The 18,809-nt window shown below is 70.5% G+C and carries 16 protein-coding genes; 6 read left to right on the top strand and 10 right to left on the bottom strand.

Annotated elements, in window-relative coordinates:
- Positions 1–21 precede the first annotated feature (21 nt).
- The 6 genes from PGB26_RS05655 to PGB26_RS05630 form a co-directional block, all read right to left on the bottom strand.
- Positions 22–885 carry a sugar phosphate isomerase/epimerase family protein gene (locus PGB26_RS05655; protein WP_271639364.1) on the bottom strand — a complete coding sequence of 288 codons (864 nt, stop codon included), beginning with the start codon at positions 883–885 and terminating at the stop codon, positions 22–24.
- The gene (locus PGB26_RS05650; protein ID WP_271639363.1) at positions 882–2,066 is read right to left on the bottom strand and encodes a dihydrodipicolinate synthase family protein; all 1,185 of its coding nucleotides are present in this window, start codon (positions 2,064–2,066) and stop codon (positions 882–884) included. Before PGB26_RS05650 ends, PGB26_RS05655 begins: the two co-directional genes overlap by 4 nt.
- Positions 2,063–3,217 (bottom strand): Gfo/Idh/MocA family protein, encoded by a 1,155-nt coding sequence (locus PGB26_RS05645; RefSeq protein ID WP_271639362.1) that lies wholly within the window; start codon positions 3,215–3,217, stop codon positions 2,063–2,065. Before PGB26_RS05645 ends, PGB26_RS05650 begins: the two co-directional genes overlap by 4 nt.
- A gap of 109 nt (positions 3,218–3,326) precedes the next feature.
- On the bottom strand, positions 3,327–3,800 hold the full coding sequence (locus PGB26_RS05640) for a MarR family winged helix-turn-helix transcriptional regulator (protein ID WP_271639361.1): 474 nt from the start codon (positions 3,798–3,800) through the stop codon (positions 3,327–3,329).
- Positions 3,801–3,931: 131 nt separating this feature from the next.
- Entirely contained in the window at positions 3,932–4,369 is a 438-nt protein-coding gene (locus PGB26_RS05635) for a MarR family winged helix-turn-helix transcriptional regulator (protein ID WP_271639360.1), read from the bottom strand.
- Position 4,370: 1 nt separating this feature from the next.
- Complete coding sequence (locus tag PGB26_RS05630; protein WP_271639359.1) at positions 4,371–6,047, bottom strand: MDR family MFS transporter; 1,677 nt, start codon at positions 6,045–6,047, stop codon at positions 4,371–4,373.
- A 165-nt stretch (positions 6,048–6,212) separates the two neighbouring features.
- Here PGB26_RS05630 and PGB26_RS05625 point away from each other — a divergent pair, with 165 nt between their 5' ends.
- Entirely contained in the window at positions 6,213–7,166 is a 954-nt protein-coding gene (locus PGB26_RS05625; protein ID WP_442923011.1) for a formylglycine-generating enzyme family protein, read from the top strand.
- 25 nt (positions 7,167–7,191) lie between these two features.
- Here the strand turns inward: PGB26_RS05625 and PGB26_RS05620 are convergent, their stop codons facing one another.
- Together PGB26_RS05620 and PGB26_RS05615 are read right to left on the bottom strand one after the other, a co-directional pair.
- A complete protein-coding gene (locus tag PGB26_RS05620; protein WP_271639358.1) occupies positions 7,192–7,566 on the bottom strand; it encodes a DUF202 domain-containing protein in 375 nt (124 codons plus the stop codon).
- Positions 7,563–7,931 carry a YidH family protein gene (locus tag PGB26_RS05615; RefSeq protein WP_271639357.1) on the bottom strand — a complete coding sequence of 123 codons (369 nt, stop codon included), beginning with the start codon at positions 7,929–7,931 and terminating at the stop codon, positions 7,563–7,565. The genes PGB26_RS05620 and PGB26_RS05615 overlap by 4 nt, the downstream gene beginning before the upstream one ends.
- Before the next feature lie 62 nt (positions 7,932–7,993).
- Between PGB26_RS05615 and PGB26_RS05610 the strand changes: the two genes are divergently transcribed.
- Positions 7,994–9,016, top strand: coding sequence for a zinc-dependent alcohol dehydrogenase family protein (locus PGB26_RS05610; protein WP_271639356.1), 1,023 nt, complete (start codon positions 7,994–7,996; stop codon positions 9,014–9,016).
- A gap of 133 nt (positions 9,017–9,149) precedes the next feature.
- Here the strand turns inward: PGB26_RS05610 and PGB26_RS05605 are convergent, their stop codons facing one another.
- A complete protein-coding gene (locus PGB26_RS05605; RefSeq protein WP_442923010.1) occupies positions 9,150–10,124 on the bottom strand; it encodes a LacI family DNA-binding transcriptional regulator in 975 nt (324 codons plus the stop codon).
- 72 nt (positions 10,125–10,196) lie between these two features.
- Here PGB26_RS05605 and galT point away from each other — a divergent pair, with 72 nt between their 5' ends.
- The 3 genes from galT (at position 10,197) to PGB26_RS05590 (ending at position 14,146) form a co-directional block, all read left to right on the top strand.
- A complete protein-coding gene (gene galT, locus PGB26_RS05600; RefSeq protein ID WP_271639355.1) occupies positions 10,197–11,381 on the top strand; it encodes a galactose-1-phosphate uridylyltransferase in 1,185 nt (394 codons plus the stop codon).
- Positions 11,378–12,559 carry a galactokinase gene (gene galK, locus PGB26_RS05595; protein WP_271639354.1) on the top strand — a complete coding sequence of 394 codons (1,182 nt, stop codon included), beginning with the start codon at positions 11,378–11,380 and terminating at the stop codon, positions 12,557–12,559. Before galT ends, galK begins: the two co-directional genes overlap by 4 nt.
- An 87-nt stretch (positions 12,560–12,646) precedes the next feature.
- A complete protein-coding gene (locus tag PGB26_RS05590) occupies positions 12,647–14,146 on the top strand; it encodes a carboxylesterase/lipase family protein (protein WP_442923009.1) in 1,500 nt (499 codons plus the stop codon).
- A gap of 236 nt (positions 14,147–14,382) precedes the next feature.
- Here PGB26_RS05590 and PGB26_RS05585 read toward each other — a convergent pair whose 3' ends face one another.
- Complete coding sequence (locus PGB26_RS05585) at positions 14,383–17,823, bottom strand: bifunctional proline dehydrogenase/L-glutamate gamma-semialdehyde dehydrogenase (protein ID WP_271639352.1); 3,441 nt, start codon at positions 17,821–17,823, stop codon at positions 14,383–14,385.
- Between the two features lie 91 nt (positions 17,824–17,914).
- On the opposite strand from PGB26_RS05585, the gene PGB26_RS05580 reads away from it, so the two are divergent.
- Positions 17,915–18,808: a LysR family transcriptional regulator gene (locus PGB26_RS05580; protein WP_271639351.1), complete on the top strand. Its 894-nt coding sequence runs from the start codon at positions 17,915–17,917 to the stop codon at positions 18,806–18,808.
- The last annotated feature ends 1 nt before the right edge of the window (position 18,809 follow it).

The following is an 18,809-nucleotide window of genomic DNA, read 5'->3' as shown; positions in this document are numbered from 1 at the left end:
CTACGAAATCACATCGAGCGATCACAGGTGCGGCGAGACGGTCGCCGCGAACGACTCCGCGGTGCGCGCGACGACCTTCTCGGGCGCATCCGACCAGATGTCGGCGTTGAAGATCTCCACCTCGATGTCACGGTCGTAGCCGGTCTCGACGACCGCGCGGGTGAGCGAGGCGAAGTCGATGATCCCGTCGCCCATGTAGTGCCGCGAGAGCAGCACGTCGGCGGGGAACGGCGTCTTCCAGTCGCACACCTGGTACGTCGAGATGCGCCCCTCGCGGCCGGCTCGGGCGATCTGCCCCAGCACCTGGGGGTCCCACCAGATGTGGAACGTGTCAACCGCGGCCCCGACCACGTCGGCGTCGAAGTCGCCCGCGATGTCGAGCGCCTGGCCGAGTGTGGTCACCACGCAGCGGTCCGAGCCGAACATCGGATGCAGGGGCTCGATCGCCAGGGTGACCCCGGCGCTCTGCGCGTACGGGGCGAGCGAGCCGATGGCATCCCGCACCCGCTCGCGCGCGCCGGTCAGGTCTCGCGATCCATCGGGCAGGCCGCCCGCGACGAGCACGAGCACGGCGGTGGAGCCGTCGGCCCCCGCCGCGGCCAGGGCGGCCGTCTCGTCGATCGCCCGGCGGTTGTCGTCGAGCGCGGCGTCGCGTTCGGGTCCGACCGGGAGGGTGAAGAATCCTCCGCGGCAGTGGGTTGAGAAGCGCAGGCCCGAGTCGGCGAGCATCTTCGTCGCCGTGTCGAGGCCGACCTCGTTCACGGGCTCGCGCCACAGACCGATGGACTGCACGCCGGTGTCCGCCGTCACCCGCAGGGCGGTGGCGAGATCGGCGTACTTGATGGTCGCCTGATTGATCGACAGGCGCGGGTCGGGTGCGGTCATGCCTGCAGTCCGTTCAGCGTCAGCATCCCGTGCCAGCGTTCGCGCGCCAGCTCGGGATTCTCGAGGGCGAGCGAGGCGTTGGCCAGCTCGACGATGCGCGAGAGGTGCGGCAGGCTGCGGGCGGAGTGCAGCCCTCCGACCATCTGGAACGCGGGCTGGTGGCCGTTCAGCCACGACAGGAACGCAACCCCGGTCTTGTAGTAGAACGTCGGCGCGGCGAAGACCTGCCGACTCAGCTCTTCGGTCGGGCCGAGGATGCGGCGATAGGCCGCGTCATCGCCGGCGTCGAGCGCCTGGATCGCTGCGGAGGCGACCGGGGTGATGGCGGCGAAGGCGCCCAGCAGCGCGTCGGAGTAGGAACGCCGCCCCACCTGCGAGTCGCCGATCAGCGAGACGTAGTTGAAGTCGTCGCCGGTGAACATCCGCACGCCCTGCGTTGATTGGGCGGAGGGCAGTCGCTCGCGCACCGAGATCTCACTCTCGGCGTTGAGCAGGCTCATCTTCACGCCGGCGATCTTCGCCGGGTTCTCGTTGATGATGTCGAGCAGCACCTCGGCCGCTTCGGGCCACTCGGTCGATCCGAAGTAGCCCTCCAGCTCGGGGTCGAACGCGGTGCCCAGCCAGTGCAGCACGACCGGGGTCGTGGCGCGCTCGAGCACGGCCCGGTACACGCGGCGGTAGTCGTCGGCCGACTCCGCGACGCGGGCGAGGTGACGCGATGCCATGAGCACCGGGCCGGCGCCCTGCTGCTCGGTGAACTCGAGCTGCGAGATGTAGGCGTCGATGACCTGCTGCAGCGAGATGTGCGTCTCGTCGACGTGGTCGGTGTTCACGCCGACCACGACCGAGCCGCCCTCCTCGCGCGCCACCTCGGCGCTGCGGGCGATCAGCTGGCGCGTCGCGGCCGCGTCGAGGCCCATGTTGCGCTGGGCGGTGTCCATGGCATCCGCCACACCCAGCCCCCACGAGTACACGTTGCGGCGGAACGCGAGCGTGGCGTCCCAGTCGATGTCGGCGGGCCGGCCGGGGGTGTTGTCGGCGTGCACCTTCGGCACGACGTGCGCCGCCGCGTACGCGACGCGGGAGCGCAGCGGCGAGGTCGGGCGCGTGTACGCGCCCGCGTCGTTGAGCGCGGCGTCGGAGAGCTCTCCGGATGCCGAGAGCAGGCGCAGCGTGGTCACAGCGCCAGCTTCTCGATGGCGACCTTGCGGCCCTCGGCGCTCGAGGTGAGGCCCGCCTCGGCGAACTGCACGCCGCGCGCACCGGCGAGCAGGTCGAACGGGTAGTCGGTGCCGAGCACGTACGAGGTGAGGTACTCCTCCCACTGCTGGCGGAACCCGTTGAGGAACACGTCGTTGGTGGGCACGTTCTGCCAGTCGGCGTCGTAGTCGTGGGTGTCTTCGAGGTCGGGGTTCCAGACCGGCTTCGGGGTGGCGTTGCGCGGCTGGATCTTGCAGCCGAACAGCCCGACCACGGCCGAGCCGTGCGTGCCGTCGACCTGGAACTCGACGAGCTCGTCGCGGTTCACACGCACGGTCCACGACGAGTTGATCTCGGCGATCACGCCGCCCTCGATCTCGAAGATGCCGTAGGCGGCGTCTTCAGCCGTGGCGGTGTAGTGCTCGCCCTTCTCGTCCCAGCGGTCGGCGATGTGCACGGCGGCCTGGGCGTAGACGCTCTTGACCTCGCCGAAGAGGTTCTCGAGCACGTAGTTCCAGTGCGGGAACATGTCGCTGATGATGCCGCCGCCGTCTTCGGTGCGGTAGTTCCAGCTCGGCCGCTGCGCGGGCTGCCAGTCTCCCTCGAACACCCAGTAGCCGAACTCGCCGCGCACCGACAGGATGCGGCCGAAGAAGCCGGAGTCGATCAGGCGCTTGAGCTTCTGCAGCCCGGGCAGGTACAACTTGTCGTGCACGACTCCGGTCTTCACGCCGGCGGCCTCGGCGAGCTTCGCGAGTTCGAGAGCTTCCTCGAGCGACTCGGCGGTGGGCTTCTCGGTGTAGATCGCCTTGCCCGCGGCGATGGCCTTGCGGATCGCGGTGGCGCGCGCCTTGGTCACGAGGAAGTCGGCGTAGATCTCCCACTGCGGGTCGGCGAGTGCCGCGTCGAGGTCGGTGGTGTAGTCGTCGATGCCGTGCTTCGCGGCGAGCTCGGCGAGCTTGGCCACGCTGCGCCCGACGAGCATCGGCTTGACGGTGACCTTCGATCCGTCAGGCAGTTCGACGCCGCCCTGGTCGCGGATCGCGAGGATCGAGCGCACCAGGTGCTGCCGGTAGCCCATGCGCCCGGAGACGCCGTTCATGATGATGCCGATCTCACGCACGTCGGTCATGGTGGTCCGTTCTGTCGAAGTCTGAATCTCGGCGGAGATGTCGTCCGAGAAAGAGTGGGTAAACGCTTTCCGACATAGAAGCACCTTCTCGACGTCACCGCAACCGGTCTCAGCCGGCGAGGCCGTCGAGCAGGTCGGCGAAGTGGTCGAGATCCTCGGCCGACCAGCGTCGCAGGCGCTCTCCGAGGCGGCTCTCGTAGGCCGCCCGCGCGGCCGTGACGCGCTCCACCGCCAGAGGGGTGGCGACCAGGCGGCGCGCCCGCCGGTCATCGGCATCCCGGATGCTCTCGACCAGCCCGAGCTCGGTGAGACGACTGACCTGACGACTCACCGCCGATTTGTCGGTCTGCAGGCGCTCGATGATCTCGCCCGCGCTGCCGAGGCCGTTCACGATCGACACGAGCACCTGATACCCCAGCGGCTGCAGGTCGGGATGCACGGTCGCGGCGGCCTCGCGCCATCCGACGCGGATCCGCGCGAACAGCCGGCCGAGATCGCGTTCCACCCGATGCACGGCCGCATCGAGTGCCGCGCCGTCGAGGGGCACCTCGGGGGCAGGCGGATCAGCCGGCGTATCGCTCACATCGCCAGCCTAAACCGCGCCCCGTCGGCCGGCAGTCGCCGTGCAATCGCCGTGCGAGGTCATCTGGGTACACATCCGCGGCCGGAACCGTGCACAACTGACCCTGCACGCGAGCGGGGGACGAGCCCGGCTCAGACCTCCGCGAGGAGGCGGAACGCCTTCGACGCGGCCTGCACCTCGTCCGGGGTCAGCTCGGCGAGCACCGCCCGCATGCGCTCGGCGTTCTCCGCCCGCAGCCGGGCGAGCGTCTCCTGCGCGCCGGCGGTCGCGGTGAGCACCCGCAGCCGGCCGTCGCGCTCGTCAGGGCGCGATTCGAGGAGGCCGAACTCCTCGAGCATCCGGATCTGACGGCTCACCATCGACTTGTCCATCTCGAACAGCTCGGCCAGCTGGTGGGCGTTCGACCCGCCAGTGCGGGCGATGTACGACAGCAGCTTGTATCCCGAGGGCTGCAGATCGGGGTGCATCCGCGCCGCCGACTCCCGCCACAGCGTCTTCGCTCTCGAGAAGATCAGGTTCAGATGCCCCTGGAAGTCGGCGAGCGCGTCGTCGACGCTCTGCGTGTGCACCTCAGCGCACCTGCTCGCGCACGCGCCCGTCGTTCTCGACGACGCGGATGCTGCCGGTCGACCCGCCGACCTCGGCCTCGGCGACCTCGATCGCCGATCCCTCGGCCTGCTCGCGCAGCTGCTCGGCCGAGTTCTTCGTCGACAGCGGCTTGTTGCGGATAAAGGCGATCGCGATCACGCCGATCACCGCGAGCGGCACGGCGACGATGAACGCGTCGGCGATTCCCAGGCCGTAGGCCGACTCGACCACGCGACGGATGCTCTCGGGCAGCGACGACATGTCGGGCACGTTGCCCGAGCCGAGCGATTTCAGAGCGCTCACCTCTTCGGGCGACTTCGGCACGAATGTGCTGAGGTCGTCCTTGATGTACGAGCCGACGTTGGTGGCGAGGATCGAGCCCATGATCGTCACACCGATGGTGCCGGCGATGGTGCGGAAGAAGTTGACGCCCGAGGAGGCCGCGCCCAGCTGCCGCGGCGGGGTGTCGTTCTGCACGATCAGGGTGAGGTTCTGCATGACCATGCCGAGCCCGGCGCCCAGCACGAACATGTAGGTCGCGACGAGGATGAACGGGGTGTCCCAGCGCAGGGTCGACATCAGCGACACGCCGCCGAGGGCGAGCACCGACCCCAGCATCATCCAGCCCTTCCACTTGCCGAAGCGGCTCACGAGCTGACCGATGATGATCGACGCTCCCATCTGGCCGATGATCATCGGGATCGTCATCAGGCCCGACTCGGTGGGCGTAGCCCCGCGGGCGAGCTGGAAGTACTGCGCGAGGAAGACCGAGGTGGCGAACATCGACACGCCGATCGCGATCGAGGCGATCACCGAGAGCGTGAAGGTGCGGTTCTTGAACAGCGACATCGGCACGATCGGCTCGGCGACGAAGAACTCGACGACGATGAACGCGACGATCACGACGGCTGCGCCGATGCCGAGCACGTAGCTGGTCGAGGAGTCCCAGTCGAACTGCGAGCCGCCCATCGAGACCCAGATGAGCAGCGCGGAGACGCCCACGGCGAGCAGCACGATGCCGAGGTAGTCGATCGAGACCTTGACGTTCTGGGGCTTCGGCAGGTGCAGGGTGAGCTGCAGCAGCACGAGCGCGAGCACGGCGAAGGGCACGCCGACGAAGAAGTTCGCGCGCCAGCCCCACACGTCGGTGATGAATCCGCCCAGCAGCGGTCCGCCGATCGTGGCGAAGGCCATGATGCCGCCGACCACACCCATGTACTTGCCGCGCTCGCGCGGCGAGATGATCAGGGCCACGGCCACCATGACGAGCGACATGAGTCCGCCGACGCCGATGCCCTGCACGACGCGCACGGCGATGAGCATGTTCGTGTCGGTGGAGAAGCCCGAGATCACGGTGCCGACTGTGAACAGCACGAGCGAGAGCTGCACGAGCACCTTGCGATCGAGCAGGTCGGCGAGCTTGCCCCAGATCGGGGTCGAGACGGCGGTGGCCAGCAGGCTGGCGGTGATGACCCAGGTGTACTGCGCCTGGGTGCCGCCGAGGTCGGCGATGATGACCGGCAGCGACGTCGAGACGACGGTGCCCGAGAGCACGGCGACGAACATGCCGACGATGAGGCCCGAGATGGCAGTGAAGACCTCACGCGCCGAGCGGGTGGTCGGCGCGTGAGAGGACGAAGGGGAGGGAAGAGAGGTCAAAAGGTGCAGCTCCTGAAGATGGTTGATCTTTCTCAACCTTATCATCGATCGTTGACAGACGTCAACTATTGCCGGACATCAACTATTCCCGAGCGCCGAACGCTGCGTGCCGGTTAGGCTCGATGGGCGGCACCCGCCCCTCCCGTGCCGTCGGAAGGACGAGCTGTGGACGCTGGATGCTCATGCGGCTGCGGCACGCCCTCGCGGTCGGCTTTCGCGACGGTCTCGCTGCGTCCAGGCGCCGCCCCGACCGCGGGAGGGCCCCAGCACGCTGTGCCGCAGGTGGCCGTGCCGCCCGGGTCGTTCGTGATGGGCGACTCCTCGGGCGACCGCAACGCCGCCGACGGCGAGGTGCCCCTGCACCGCGTGACGCTCGGCGCCTTCTCGATGGATGCCACGAGCGTGACCAACGACGACTTCGCACGCTTCGTGGACGACACCGGGTACCGCACCGAGGCCGAGGAGTTCGGCTTCTCGGCGGTGTTCCATCTCGCGCTCGCGGCCGACGAGGCCGACGTGCTGGGGCGGCCGCCGCAGACACCATGGTGGATCGGCGTGCGCGGCGCCGACTGGCGGCATCCCGGCGGTCAGCGTTCGAGCATCGAGGGCATGGGCGATCACCCCGCGGTGCACATCAGCTGGAACGACGCCCAGGCGTACTGCGAATGGGCGGGACGCCGGCTGCCGACCGAGGCCGAGTGGGAGTACGCCGCTCGCGGCGGGCTCGAGCAGCGGAAGTACCCCTGGGGCGATGCCGAGGTCGACGAGGGCGGCTGGCGCACGAACATCTGGCAGGGCGAGTTCCCCCGGGCGAACACCCTCGAGGACGGCTGGCTGACCACCGCCCCGGTGCGCTCGTTCGAGCCCAACGGGTACGGGCTGTGGCAGATGGTCGGCAACGTGTGGGAATGGGCGTCGGACTGGTTCTCGCCCGGGTACTACCGCGTCTCTCCCGAACACGCTCCGACCGGACCGGAACGCGGGCAGTCGCGCGTGCTGCGCGGCGGAAGCTACCTCTGCCACTCGTCGTACTGCAACCGCTACCGCAACTCGGCGCGCTCGCAGAACACACCCGACTCCTCGATGGGCAACGCCGGGTTCCGCACCGTCGGCCTGTAGAGGGCGAGGCCGCGGGCGTCCGCCGTCAGATCGCCACGGCCAGGACGGCGGCCAGTCCCAACATGCCCACCGCGGCCGCTCCCACGGCGAGCGCGAGCAGAGCCCCCGCTCCGGCCGCACCCGGCGCGCGGCCGGACTCGACGTCGGCCATGAATGCGTGGTGACGCCGCCGCGACACCCGCCAGAGGATGGATGCCGCCACGAGGCCCACCATTCCAGGCAGCACCCACTGCGCGCCGCCGAGCCACAGCGGGAGCAGCCGCAGCGAGACCAGCGAGCCGACCGCGATCGACAGCGCGGTGCGCCGCCACGACAGGGAGGTGCGCTCGAGCTGCAGCCCGGCATCGAACGGCCCCGACCACGACGAGCCGGCCGACGATCCGTCGGAGCGATCGCTCATCGCAGCACGGCGAGCAGCACGAGCACGCCCGAGGCGACCACCGCGACGGCGAGCACGATCCCCGTGGGAGGCTGCGGCAGGGGTCTGCCGAGGCGCATGGCGCGCTCCACCCGCGACCACTCCACCCAGGCGATGACCGGCAGCACGATGCCCGTGATGATGAGCACGAGCGAGGCGGCCAGCCGCAGCGGGGCGTACATGTCGAGCGCGAGGGCTTCGAGTGCGACGCCACCCGCGATCAGTGCCAGCGCGGTGCGGGTCCAGGCGAGGAAGGTGCGCTCGTTGGCGAGGGAGAAGCGCACGTCGGGCTCACTGCCCTGCCGGAACACCGAACGCGGGAAACGACGATCGGGCTGCGCACTCACCCGTTCAGGATACCGGCGTCGAAGCCCTCGCAATCCGCGCCGCGGAGTGGTGGAGTAGACGCATGCGCGCAGTCATCATGCACGGACCCGGCGACGTCCGGGTCGAGGATGTCCCGACCCCTGAGCTCGTCGAGCCGACCGATGCGATCATCCGCGTCGATGCCGCCTGCATCTGCGGCTCGGATCTGTGGCCCTACCGCGGCATCTCGCCGGTGAAGCGTCCGTCGCGGATGGGTCACGAGTACATCGGCGTCGTCGAGCGGATCGGGTCGGGGGTGCGTGATATCGAGGTCGGCGACTTCGTGGTCGGCTCGTTCATGGCATCCGACAACACCTGCGAGATCTGCCGGGCCGGCTACCAGTCGCGGTGCATCCACGTCGTCGGGATGGGCTCGATCGGCACGCAGGCCGAGTACGCCCGGATCCCCTGGGCCGACGGCACGCTCGTCAAGGTCACCGGGGAGATCACGCCCGAGCGTCGCCGCAGCCTGCTCGCCGCATCCGACGTGCTCGGCACGGGGTGGTTCGCGGCGGTCGCCGCCGAGGCCGGGCCCGGCAAGACGGTCGCGGTGGTCGGTGACGGGGCGGTCGGCCTGCTCGGCATCCTCGCGGCGTCGCAGCTGGGGGCCGAGCGCATCATCGCGATGTCGCGGCACGCCGACCGCCAGCAGCTCGCCGGTCGCTTCGGCGCGACCGACATCGTCGAGGCGCGAGGGGATGCCGGCGTCGCGGCGATCAAGGAGATGACGGGCGGCTACGGCGCTCACTCCACCATCGAGGCGGTCGGCACACAGGAGGCGATGGAGCAGGCCATCCGCTCCACCCGTGCCGGCGGCCATGTGGGGTTCGTCGGCGTCTCGCACGGGGTGAGTCTGGACGGGCAGGAGCTGTTCCTCTCGGGCATCCACCTGCACGGCGGGCCCGCACCGGTGCGCCACTTCCTGCCCGACCTGATCGAGCGGATCATGACCGATCAGATCGACCCGGGCGTCGTGTTCGATCGGACGCTGTCGATCGACGAAGCGGCAGAGGGCTACCGGGCGATGGACGAGCGCCGCGCCATCAAGGTGATGCTCGAGTTCTGAGGCGGGCATCTGCTCGCGAGACTTGCGTTCCAGCACGAGACAGCGCTTCCGAAGACCGGTTTCGTGCTGGAACGCAAGTCTCGCGCGGGCGCGTGAGCCGGCGCGCGAGGCGGGCCCGCGCTCGGGCGCCGGCTCAGGCGCTCGCGCGGCGGATGAGCGCAGGTTCGAGCAGCAGATCGACGGGGCGCGCACCCTCGATCCACTCGACCAGGGCCGACACGGCGCGCTCGCCGAGCGCATCGAAGTCCTGCCGCACGGTGGTCAGCGGAGGCTGGAAGTTCGCGGCGTCGGCGATGTCGTCGAAGCCGATCACCGCGACGTCGTCGGGCACCCGGCGCCCGGACCCCGCGAGCGCGCGCAGCGCGCCGAGGGCCATCTGATCGTTCGCGGCGAAGATCGCCGAGACCCCGGATGCCGGGATCCGCATCACCGCGTCGAATCCGGATGCCGCGCTCCAGTCCCCCCGCGCGAGGTCGGGCTGCTCGGCGCCGGCGGCGGCGAGCGCTTCGCGCCAGCCCCGCTCTCGCTCCGCTGCTGCGAATGATCCGGCCGGCCCTGCCAGATGGTGCACCGTGCGGTGCCCTGCGGCCAGGAGGTGCTCGGTCGCCAGACGAGCGCCCGCGGCATGGTCCGTGCCGATCACGGTGAAACGGTCGTCGGGCGGCGAATCGACGACCACGAGGCGCAGGCCCGCCGAGGCTGCGTCTCGCGCCAGCGCCGTGGCCTCGTTCAGCACGACGGCGCCGTCGACGCCCTGATCGCGTAGCCGGTCGAAGGCATCGGCGATGTCGGCATCCGCGCCGAGGGTGAGCACGGTCAATGCGTAGCCGCGGGATGCCGCCGCATCGGCGACGGCCTGCAGCATGCGGGAGTTGCCCACCGTGGCGAGGGTCTGCGCGACGAGACCGAGCGTCTGGCTGCGGCCGGTGCGCAGCGCGCGCGCCGCGCGGTTGGGGCGGTAGCCGAGTTCGGCCATGGCCTGTTCGACGCGCGCGCGCGTCTCGGGGTCGACTCTCGGGCTGCCGTTCGCGACGCGGGAGACGGTCTGGCCCGACACGCCGGCCCGCTGGGCGACCATCGCCATCGACACGCGTGGGGATGTCGGCATCCGGTCTCCCTCTCGAGTGGTTACAACTTCGGAGTGTTGACGTTACCACGCACCGCGCGCTACCGTGTTGACGTGAACACGTCCGAATCTCCCGAGCTGCGCACGTCCGAACTCGGCGCCGGCGTCGTCAAGCGCTCCACCCGTCTCGCCGACGGCCGCGAGCTGTTCTACTACGACGATCCCGGCACGACCCTCGGCCCCGACCGCACGGTCGATTCCCGCCCGCTCGACGTGCGGCCCGAGACCGCGACGATGCGCCAGGACATCCTCACCGGCGACTGGGTCAGCTTCGCCACAGCGCGTCAGAACCGCGTCATGATGCCGAGCGCCGACGCCGATCCGCTGGCTCCGCAGTCGCCGACGAATCCGTCCGAAGTGCCGGCGAACTACGATGTCGCGGTCTTCGAGAACCGCTCGCCCGCCTTCGGTCCGGCGCTGGCCGACGCCATGTGCGACGCGCCCGAAGCGCGCGACTCCCCGCGCGGACTCGACGATCTCGCCGAGCTGGGCCTCGGCCGCACCCGCACGAGCATCGGCCGCTGCGAAGTCGTGTGCTTCAGCCCCGACCACGAGGGATCGTTCGGCACCCAGTCGGTCACCCGCGCGCGCACGGTGATCGAGGCGTGGGCAGATCGCACAGCCGCTCTGTCGATGCTGCCCGGCATCCAGCAGGTGTTCCCGTTCGAGAACCGCGGCGAGGCGATCGGCGTCACACTGCCCCACCCGCACGGGCAGATCTACGCCTACCCGTACGTCACGCCGCGCACGCAGCGGCTGCTCGACAGCATCCGCCGCACCGCGCCCGACCTCATGACGCGCATCCTCGATTCCGAGCGCGACTCCGACCGCGTCGTGCTGCAGGGCGAGCACTGGACCGCCTTCGTGCCGTTCGCGGCCCGCTGGCCGCTCGAGGTGCAGCTCATGCCGCACCGCCACGCACCCGACTTCGCGTCGCTCACCGACGCCGAGCGCGACGAGCTCGCGCCGCTCTACCTGCGCCTGCTGCGCGGAGTCGATGCGCTGTACCCGACCCCCACGGCGTACATCGCCGGGTGGCACCAGGCCCCCGTGAACGTCGGCCGCGACACCGTGCGGATGCGTCTGGAGCTGACCAGTCCGCGCCGTGCCGCCGACAAGCTGAAGTTCCTCGCAGGCTCGGAGGCCGCCATGGGCGCCTGGACCGCGGAGATCCTTCCCGAGGTCGCGGCGGAGCGTCTGCGAGAGGCGATCGCGTCGGTTCCGGAGGTGACGGCATGAGCGCCCTCGTCGACGCGCGTGACCTGTTCGCCCGGATCACCGGACGCGATCCCGAGGGCGTCTGGTCTGCCCCGGGGCGTGTGAACCTGATCGGAGAGCACACCGACTACAACGAGGGATTCGTGCTGCCGTTCGCGATCCCGCATCGCACGTTCGCCGCCGCGAGCCTTCGCGGCGACGATCGCATCCGGGTGGCATCGACCTTCGCGGCCGACCCGGTCGAGGTGGCGCTCCACGACCTCGACGCGCTGTTCCCGACGGCCACCGGTGCCGAACCTGCGGTGCCGGAATGGTCGGCGTACGTGCTCGGCGTCGCGTGGGCTCTGCAGCTCGCCGCACCCGAAGCCGCGCTGCTCGGCGTCGACATCGCGATCGCGTCCGACGTGCCGGTCGGCGCGGGCCTGTCGTCGTCGGCGGCGATCGAGGGGTCGGTGGCATCCGCCCTGAACGACCTCTGGAGCCTCGGGCTCGACCCGGTGACTCTCGCGCAAGTGGGCCGCCGCGCTGAGAACGAAGCTGTCGGGGCGCCCACCGGGATCATGGATCAGATGGCGTCGATGCTCGGCCGCGCCGACGCCGCGACGTTCATCGACTGCCGCGAGCTGACGACCGAATCGGTGCCCACCGGGTTCACCGGCGAGGGGCTCGAGGTGCTCGTCATCGACACCGGGGTGTCCCACGCGCACTCCACCGGCGGGTACCGCGAGCGCCGCGACGCGTGCGAGCGTGGGGCGGCGCTGCTGGGCATCCCCACGCTGCGCGACGCGTCCGAAGCCGACCTGCCGCGTGCCGCCGAGCTGATGGAGGACGTCACCTTCCGGCGAGTGCGCCACGTGATCACCGAGAACCAGCGCGTGCTCGACACCGTGCGCGTGCTCGGCGCAGACGGCCCGCGCGCGATCGGCGACCTGCTGGTCGCCTCGCACGCGTCGATGCGCGACGACTTCGAGATCTCGGTGCCCGAGCTCGACCTCGCCGTCGAGACGGCGCTCGCGCAGGGCGCGGCCGGAGCGCGGATGACCGGCGGCGGCTTCGGCGGCGCGGCGATCGCACTGGTCGAGCGCGACGCCGTCGACAGGATCACGGATGCAGTCACGAGGGCGTTCGCGGATGCCGGATTCGGCGCACCGCACGTCTTCACCGTGCACCCCTCCGGCGGACCCCGCCGCGACGCCTGACGCCCGGCGGCCCCGGTTTCCGTGCCGAACTGACCTCGGAGGCGAGCGAGGCAAGAGCGCTGGGCCAGGTGCCGGGTCGGTACGCTGATGGCCGTGGACGACCAGTCGCAGGCAGAGATCGCGCAGACAGCCGAGGGGCCTGTGCGCGGCATCCGCCGGCCGGACGGGTCGCTGGCGTTCCTCGGCATCCCGTATGCGGCGCCGCCCACCGGCAGCCGGCGCTTCCAGCCTCCGCAGCCGGTCACGCCGTGGACCGAGCCGCTCGACGCGACCCAGTACGGCCCTACTCCGCAGCGCCGGGAGGAGCCGAACGCGATCATCCCCGAGCCGAGCATCCCCGGTGCGGCGACGTTGAATCTCAACGTGTTCACCCCCGCCCTTCGACAGGCTCAGGGACCCGAGGAACAGAATCAGGGTCCCGGCGGAGAAGGACTCCCGGTGCTGGTGTGGATCCACGGCGGCGGATACTCCTCCGGCTCCTCGGCGAGCCCCTGGTACGACGGCCGCGCCTTCGTGCGCGACGGGATCGTCGTGGTCGCGATCTCGTACCGCCTGGGCTTCGACGGCTTCGGGGTGATCGACGGCGCGCCCGACAACCGCGGGGTGCGCGACTGGCTCGCCGCGCTCGAATGGGTGCAGCGCAACATCAGCGTCTTCGGCGGCGACCCGTCGCGCGTGACGATCGCCGGGCAGTCCGCCGGTGGCGGTGCGGTGCTGACGATGCTCGGGATGCCCGAGGCGCAGCACCTGTTCCGTTCCGCCATCTCGATCAGCGGCGCCCTGGGCGATCTGCCCCGCGACCGCGCGCGCAGACGCAGCGAGCGACTGGCGTCGATGGTCGCCTGCCAACCCACCCTCGCAGGCTTCCGCGGCGTGAAGGAGCGGGAGCTCACGCGACGCCAGTACGAGGCATCCCTGCTCGGCAAGACCGGCCTCGCAGCCACGACCGCGACCCTCACCGATGGCCTGCCCTGGGGGCCGGTGATCGACGGCGAGCTGCTCACCCGCCCGACCGTCGACTCGTACGCCGCGGGTGTCGGCGCCGACAAGCCGCTGCTGCTCGGCGCGACCGATGACGAGTTCACGATGGTGTTCGACCGCGCACCGCGCATCCTGCGCTGGGTGCCCGTGGCGCTCGCCCTGTTGATCGTCGAGAAGACTCACGCGTTGCGGCACGGCTGGCGGCGAGCGAACCGCGGAAGACGTGGTGCGGGTGCGGCGCTGGGTCGCTTCGTCACCGACCGGGTGTTCCGCTCGCTCGTGGTGCGCATCGCCGAGACGCGGCGGGATGCCCGTACCTGGACGTACCGGTTCGCCTGGGCTTCACCCACGAACGGATGGTCGTACCACTGCCTCGATGTGCCGTTCTGGTTCGACTGCCTCGATGACCCGCATGTCACCCGCATCGCCGGCGGGCATCCTCCGCAGCACCTCGCAGACGAGATGCACGCCTCTGCGGTCGCGTTCATCCGCGACGCCGACCCCGGCTGGCCGGCCTGGCGCACCGATCCGGGCATCACCCGCGTGTTCGGCGACAGACCCGCGCTTTCGCGCTCGGCCTACGACGACGCGCTGCCGCTCGTCTGACCCGCGCTCTCGCGCAGAGCACCGGGCCCCGGGCCTGCGCCCAAATAGCCTGGGATTCACGCCAGCCCTGGGCCCACATGGCCGCCTTCCACCAGAGGAGGCGACCGAATGGGACCAGCGGGAGCCAGCGGAGTCACCCCACGCCGCTCACTGGGCCCATAAGGCCACCCCACACCAGAGGAGGCGGCCAAATGGGACCTGCGAACGTCGAGAGGGTCAGCCGACAGGAAGACGACTCAGCGCACGGGCTCGAGCAGCGGAACCTCGTACCGGTGCGGGGTGCCGAAGCGGTGTGCGGTGATCGACACGGCCTGCTCGCGCACGAAAGTCAGCATCTCCACCCGGCCCGCGGCGACGACAGGGTTCGCGTAGATCGCGAGGCTCGGCGAGCCGTCCACAGCAGTCGCGGTCTCGAGCGCGTCGGCACCGATCAGACGCACGCGTCCGCCCGCGGCGGCGAGACGACGAGCGTGGGATGCCCACGCCTGAGCGCCCTCGGTCACCACGACGACGTCATGCGAGCCGAGCCAGGTGACGACCGGCGCGGGCAGAGCGGATGCCGTGCTCACCGTCACCCGTGCGCGCAGGCGCGCTCCGGCAGCGGCGACGCGCAGCAGCTCGGAGACGCGGGCACCCTCGAAGCGAATCGTGACGGGCAGCGCCTGGTAGCGCAGCGCGTTCTGCTCGGTGACGAGGCCCGTAGCATCGCGCACCACGCCGAACTCGGCCGCAAGAGCGTCGATGTCTGTGGCCAGCGCACCGCGCAGCCACTCGGCGTCGGCACCATCGACGAGCGCGACCGCCGACGACGCGAGGGCGTCCAGCGAGGTGCTGGTCTGCACCGGGGCATCCGTCCAGTCCGAGAGGCCGACGAGGTAGTTCGGGCCGCCTGCCTTGGATCCGGCACCGACGGCCGCCTTCTTCCAGCCGCCGAAGGGCTGGCGCTGCACGATCGCGCCTGTGGTGCCGCGATTGACGTACACGTTTCCGGCTTCGATCGAAGCCAGCCACTGCTGCACCTCGTCGACGTCGAGGGAGTGGATGCCGCTGGTGAGGCCGTAGTCGATGTCGTTGACGATGTCGATCGCCTCGGTCAGCGACTCGGCGGTCATCACGCCGAGCACGGGGCCGAAGTACTCGACCCTGTGGAACTCGCTGCCGCGCTGCACGCCGTCACGGATGCCGGGAGTCCAGAGCTGGCCCTCGTCGTCGAGCTTCTTCGGCTCCAGCATCCAGGACTGCCCAGGGTGCAGCTCGGTCAGTGCGCCGAGCAGCTTGCCCTCGGCCGGCCCGATCAGCGGGCCGATGCGGTTCGAGCCGTCTTCCGGCGTGCCGACCTGGTACGCGCGCACGGCGTCGACCAGCTGGCGGCGGAAGCGCTCCGACTTCGCGACCGAGCCGACGAGCACGACCAGCGATGCCGCCGAGCACTTCTGGCCGGCGTGGCCGAACGCCGAGTACGCGACATCCTTCGCGGCGAGGTCGAGGTCGGCCGACGGGGTGACGATGATGGCGTTCTTCCCGCTGGTCTCGGCGAGCAGCGGCAGGTCGGCGCGGAAGCCGCGGAACAGCTCGGCCGTCTCGAACCCGCCGGTGAGGATGACCCGGCCGACCGCCGGGTCGCTGACGAGCTGCTCGCCCAGCGACCGACCCTCGAGCTGCACGTACTGCAGCACGTCGCGGGGAACGCCCGCTTCCCAGAGCGCCTCGACCATGACCGCTCCCGAGCGGCGCGCCTGGCGGGCGGGCTTGATGATCACCGGCGAGCCGGTGGCGAGGGCCGACAGGGTGGAGCCGGCCGGGATCGCGACCGGGAAGTTCCACGGCGGGGTGACGACCGTGAGGCCGACGGGCTGCATGACCGCGCCGTCGACGTCGGAGAGCTTCTTGGCGCTCTCGGCGTAGTAGTGCGCGAAGTCGATCGCCTCGGAGACCTCGGGGTCGCCCTGCTCGATCACCTTGCCGGCCTCGGAGCCCATGACCTCGAGCAGCTCGGCACGGCGAGCTTCGAGGATGTCGCCCGCGCGGTGCAGGATCTCGGCGCGGCCGGCGGCGCCGAGCGCGCGCCAGGCCTCACCGGATGCCACGGCCGTGGCGATGCGCTCGGAGACCTGCTCCGGAGTGCTGAGAGTGTTGGCCGCGACGGTGTCGTCACCGAGGGTCGAGCCGACCATCCGCGCGCGGATCCGGTCGGCCCAGGCGCGGTTGCCGGCCAGCGACGGGTCGGTGTCGGGGGTGTTCGTGAAGCCGTCGCGCGGCGCCGGCTCGGCGGGCATCCGGCGATCCTGGGTGCGGTTCGGCCCTGGCACCTCGGTGGGGATGGTCTGGATGGATGCCAGGAAGCGCTGCTTCTCGCGTTCGAACAGCGCCGGGTCGGTGTCGAGGTCGAAGACCGCCGACATGAAGTTCTCGTGCGACGCGCCCTCTTCGAGGCGGCGGATCAGGTAGGCGATAGCCACGTCGAACTCATCGGGGTGCACGACCGGCGTGTAGAGCAGCAGCGAGCCGACGGTGCGCTTGACGACCTCGGCTTGAGCAGTGGCCATGCCGAGCAGCATCTCGAACTCGACCCCCTCGGCGACGCCGCGCTTGTTCGCGAGCAGCCATGCCAGAGCGATGTCGAACAGGTTGTGTCCGGCGACGCCGACGCGCACGTTGCCGATGTGCTCGGGGCGCAGCGAGTAGTCGAGCACCGCCTTGTACGACGAGTCGGACTCCTGCTTGCTCGACCAGGTCGCGAGCGGCCAGCCGTGCGTCTCGGCGTCGACCGTCTCCATCGGGAGGTTGGCGCCCTTGACGACGCGCACCTTGATCGGCGCACCGCCCGAGGCGACGCGGGCGGCGGCCCACTCCTGCAGGCGCATCATCGCAGAGAGCGCGTCGGGCAGGTACGCCTGCAGCACGATGCCGGCCTCGAGGCCCTGGAATTCGGGGCGGTCGAGGATGCTGGTGAAGACCGCGATGGTGAGGTCGAGGTCCTTGTACTCCTCCATGTCGAGGTTGATGAACTTCGATCCGCGCTCGGCGATCCGGTACAGCGGCAGCAGGGCCTCGGCGGCGTCGGCGACGGCCTCGTCGAACGCCCACGGGCTGTGCGGCGCGACGGTCGAGGAGACCTTGATCGAGACGTAGTCGACGTCATCGCGCTCGAGCAGGCGACGGGTGCCCTCGAGGCGGCGCTTGGCTTCCTCCTGACCGAGGATCGCCTCGCCGAGCAGGTTGATGTTGAGCTTCACACCCTGCGACTCGCGGATGTGCTTGATCGCGGCGCCCAGCTTCTCATCACGCGCGTCGACGATGAGGTGACGCACCATCTGCCGCAGCACAGCGCGGGCCGACGGCACGACCACACCGGGCAGGATGCCCGCGGTGGCGCCGCCCAGGCCGATCGCGGCGCGCATCGGCGCGGGAAGGAAGCCGGGCGTCAGCGGCACGAGCTCCTTGAGCTTGGCGGCGGCGACTTTGAGGTCTTCGGGCCGCACGACGCCGTCGACGAAGCCGACGGTGAAGTCGAGCCCGTTCGGGTCGCGCAGCACTCCGGCGAGGCGCTGGCCGGCGGCATCCACCGTCACCTCACGGCTGTCGACGAGCCACTGGCGCACCAGCGCGACGGCGTCGTCACCGAGGGCTGCGAGTTCGGACACGGATGCTTCGGAGGCGCGCGCAGGAGTGCTCATTGCTACAGGATGCCCCCGCGCACCGTACAAGAAAAGCGACCGTTTCTGAATGATAATGTTCGACGAAGCTGAAGAATGAGGAGAATCCCGCATGTTCGAGCTGAGACGGCTGAGACTGCTTCACGAACTCGCGCTGCGCGGCACGATCGCCCAGGTCGCCGCCTCGCTCTCGTACTCCCCCTCGACCGTCTCGCAGCAGCTCGCACTGCTGGAGAAGGAGGCCGGAGTCACGCTGCTCGAGCCCGACGGCCGACGGCTGCGGCTGACGGCGCAGGGCCGGATGCTGGCCGAGCATGCAGCACGAGCCCTCGAGCTCGACGAGGAGGCTCGGGCCGCGCTGACGGCCCACGTGGGATGGGAGCCGGTGCGCATCGCCGCGATGCCCACCGCCGCGCAGACCATCGCACCCGCCGCGCTCACCCTGCTCGCCGAGCGCGCCCCGGGCCTGCGTGTCGAGCTCGCCGAGCTGCCGCCCGAAGAGAGCCTGTTCGAGCTGTGGGCGCGGCGCTTCGATCTGGTGATCGCCGAGCAGTATCCCGGGCACACCAGACAGCAGCGCGACGGTGTGGTGCACGAGCTGCTGGGCGAGGACCCCATCCGGATCGTGCTGCCTCCGGCTGAGCGCGCGGTGTCTCTGCCCGAGCTGCGTGAGCGCGCATGGGTGATGGAACCGGAGGGAACGGCCGTGCGGCAGTGGACGGTGCAGCAGTGCCGCGCCGCCGGGTTCGAGCCCGACGTGCGCTTCGAGGCCACCGACCTCACCGCGCACGTCCGGCTGGTGGCATCCGGTCACGCGGTGGGCATGCTGCCCGACCTCATCTGGGGCGAGGAGCCGAGCCCGCTCACCGTCGCCGACCTGCCCGGCTCGCCCGTGCGCGAGGTCTTCACCGCTGTGCGCGCGGCGTCACGCGCGCACGAAGCCGTCGACGTCGTGCGCACCGCGCTTCGCGACGCCTTCACCGCCCACCGCCGCGTCGCGCCGTAGA

Source organism: Microbacterium sp. nov. GSS16 (assembly GCF_028198145.1).
GTDB lineage: Bacteria > Actinomycetota > Actinomycetes > Actinomycetales > Microbacteriaceae > Microbacterium.
The sequence above is the reverse complement of the archived record's forward strand: the minus strand, read 5'-3'. Positions and strand labels throughout refer to the sequence as shown.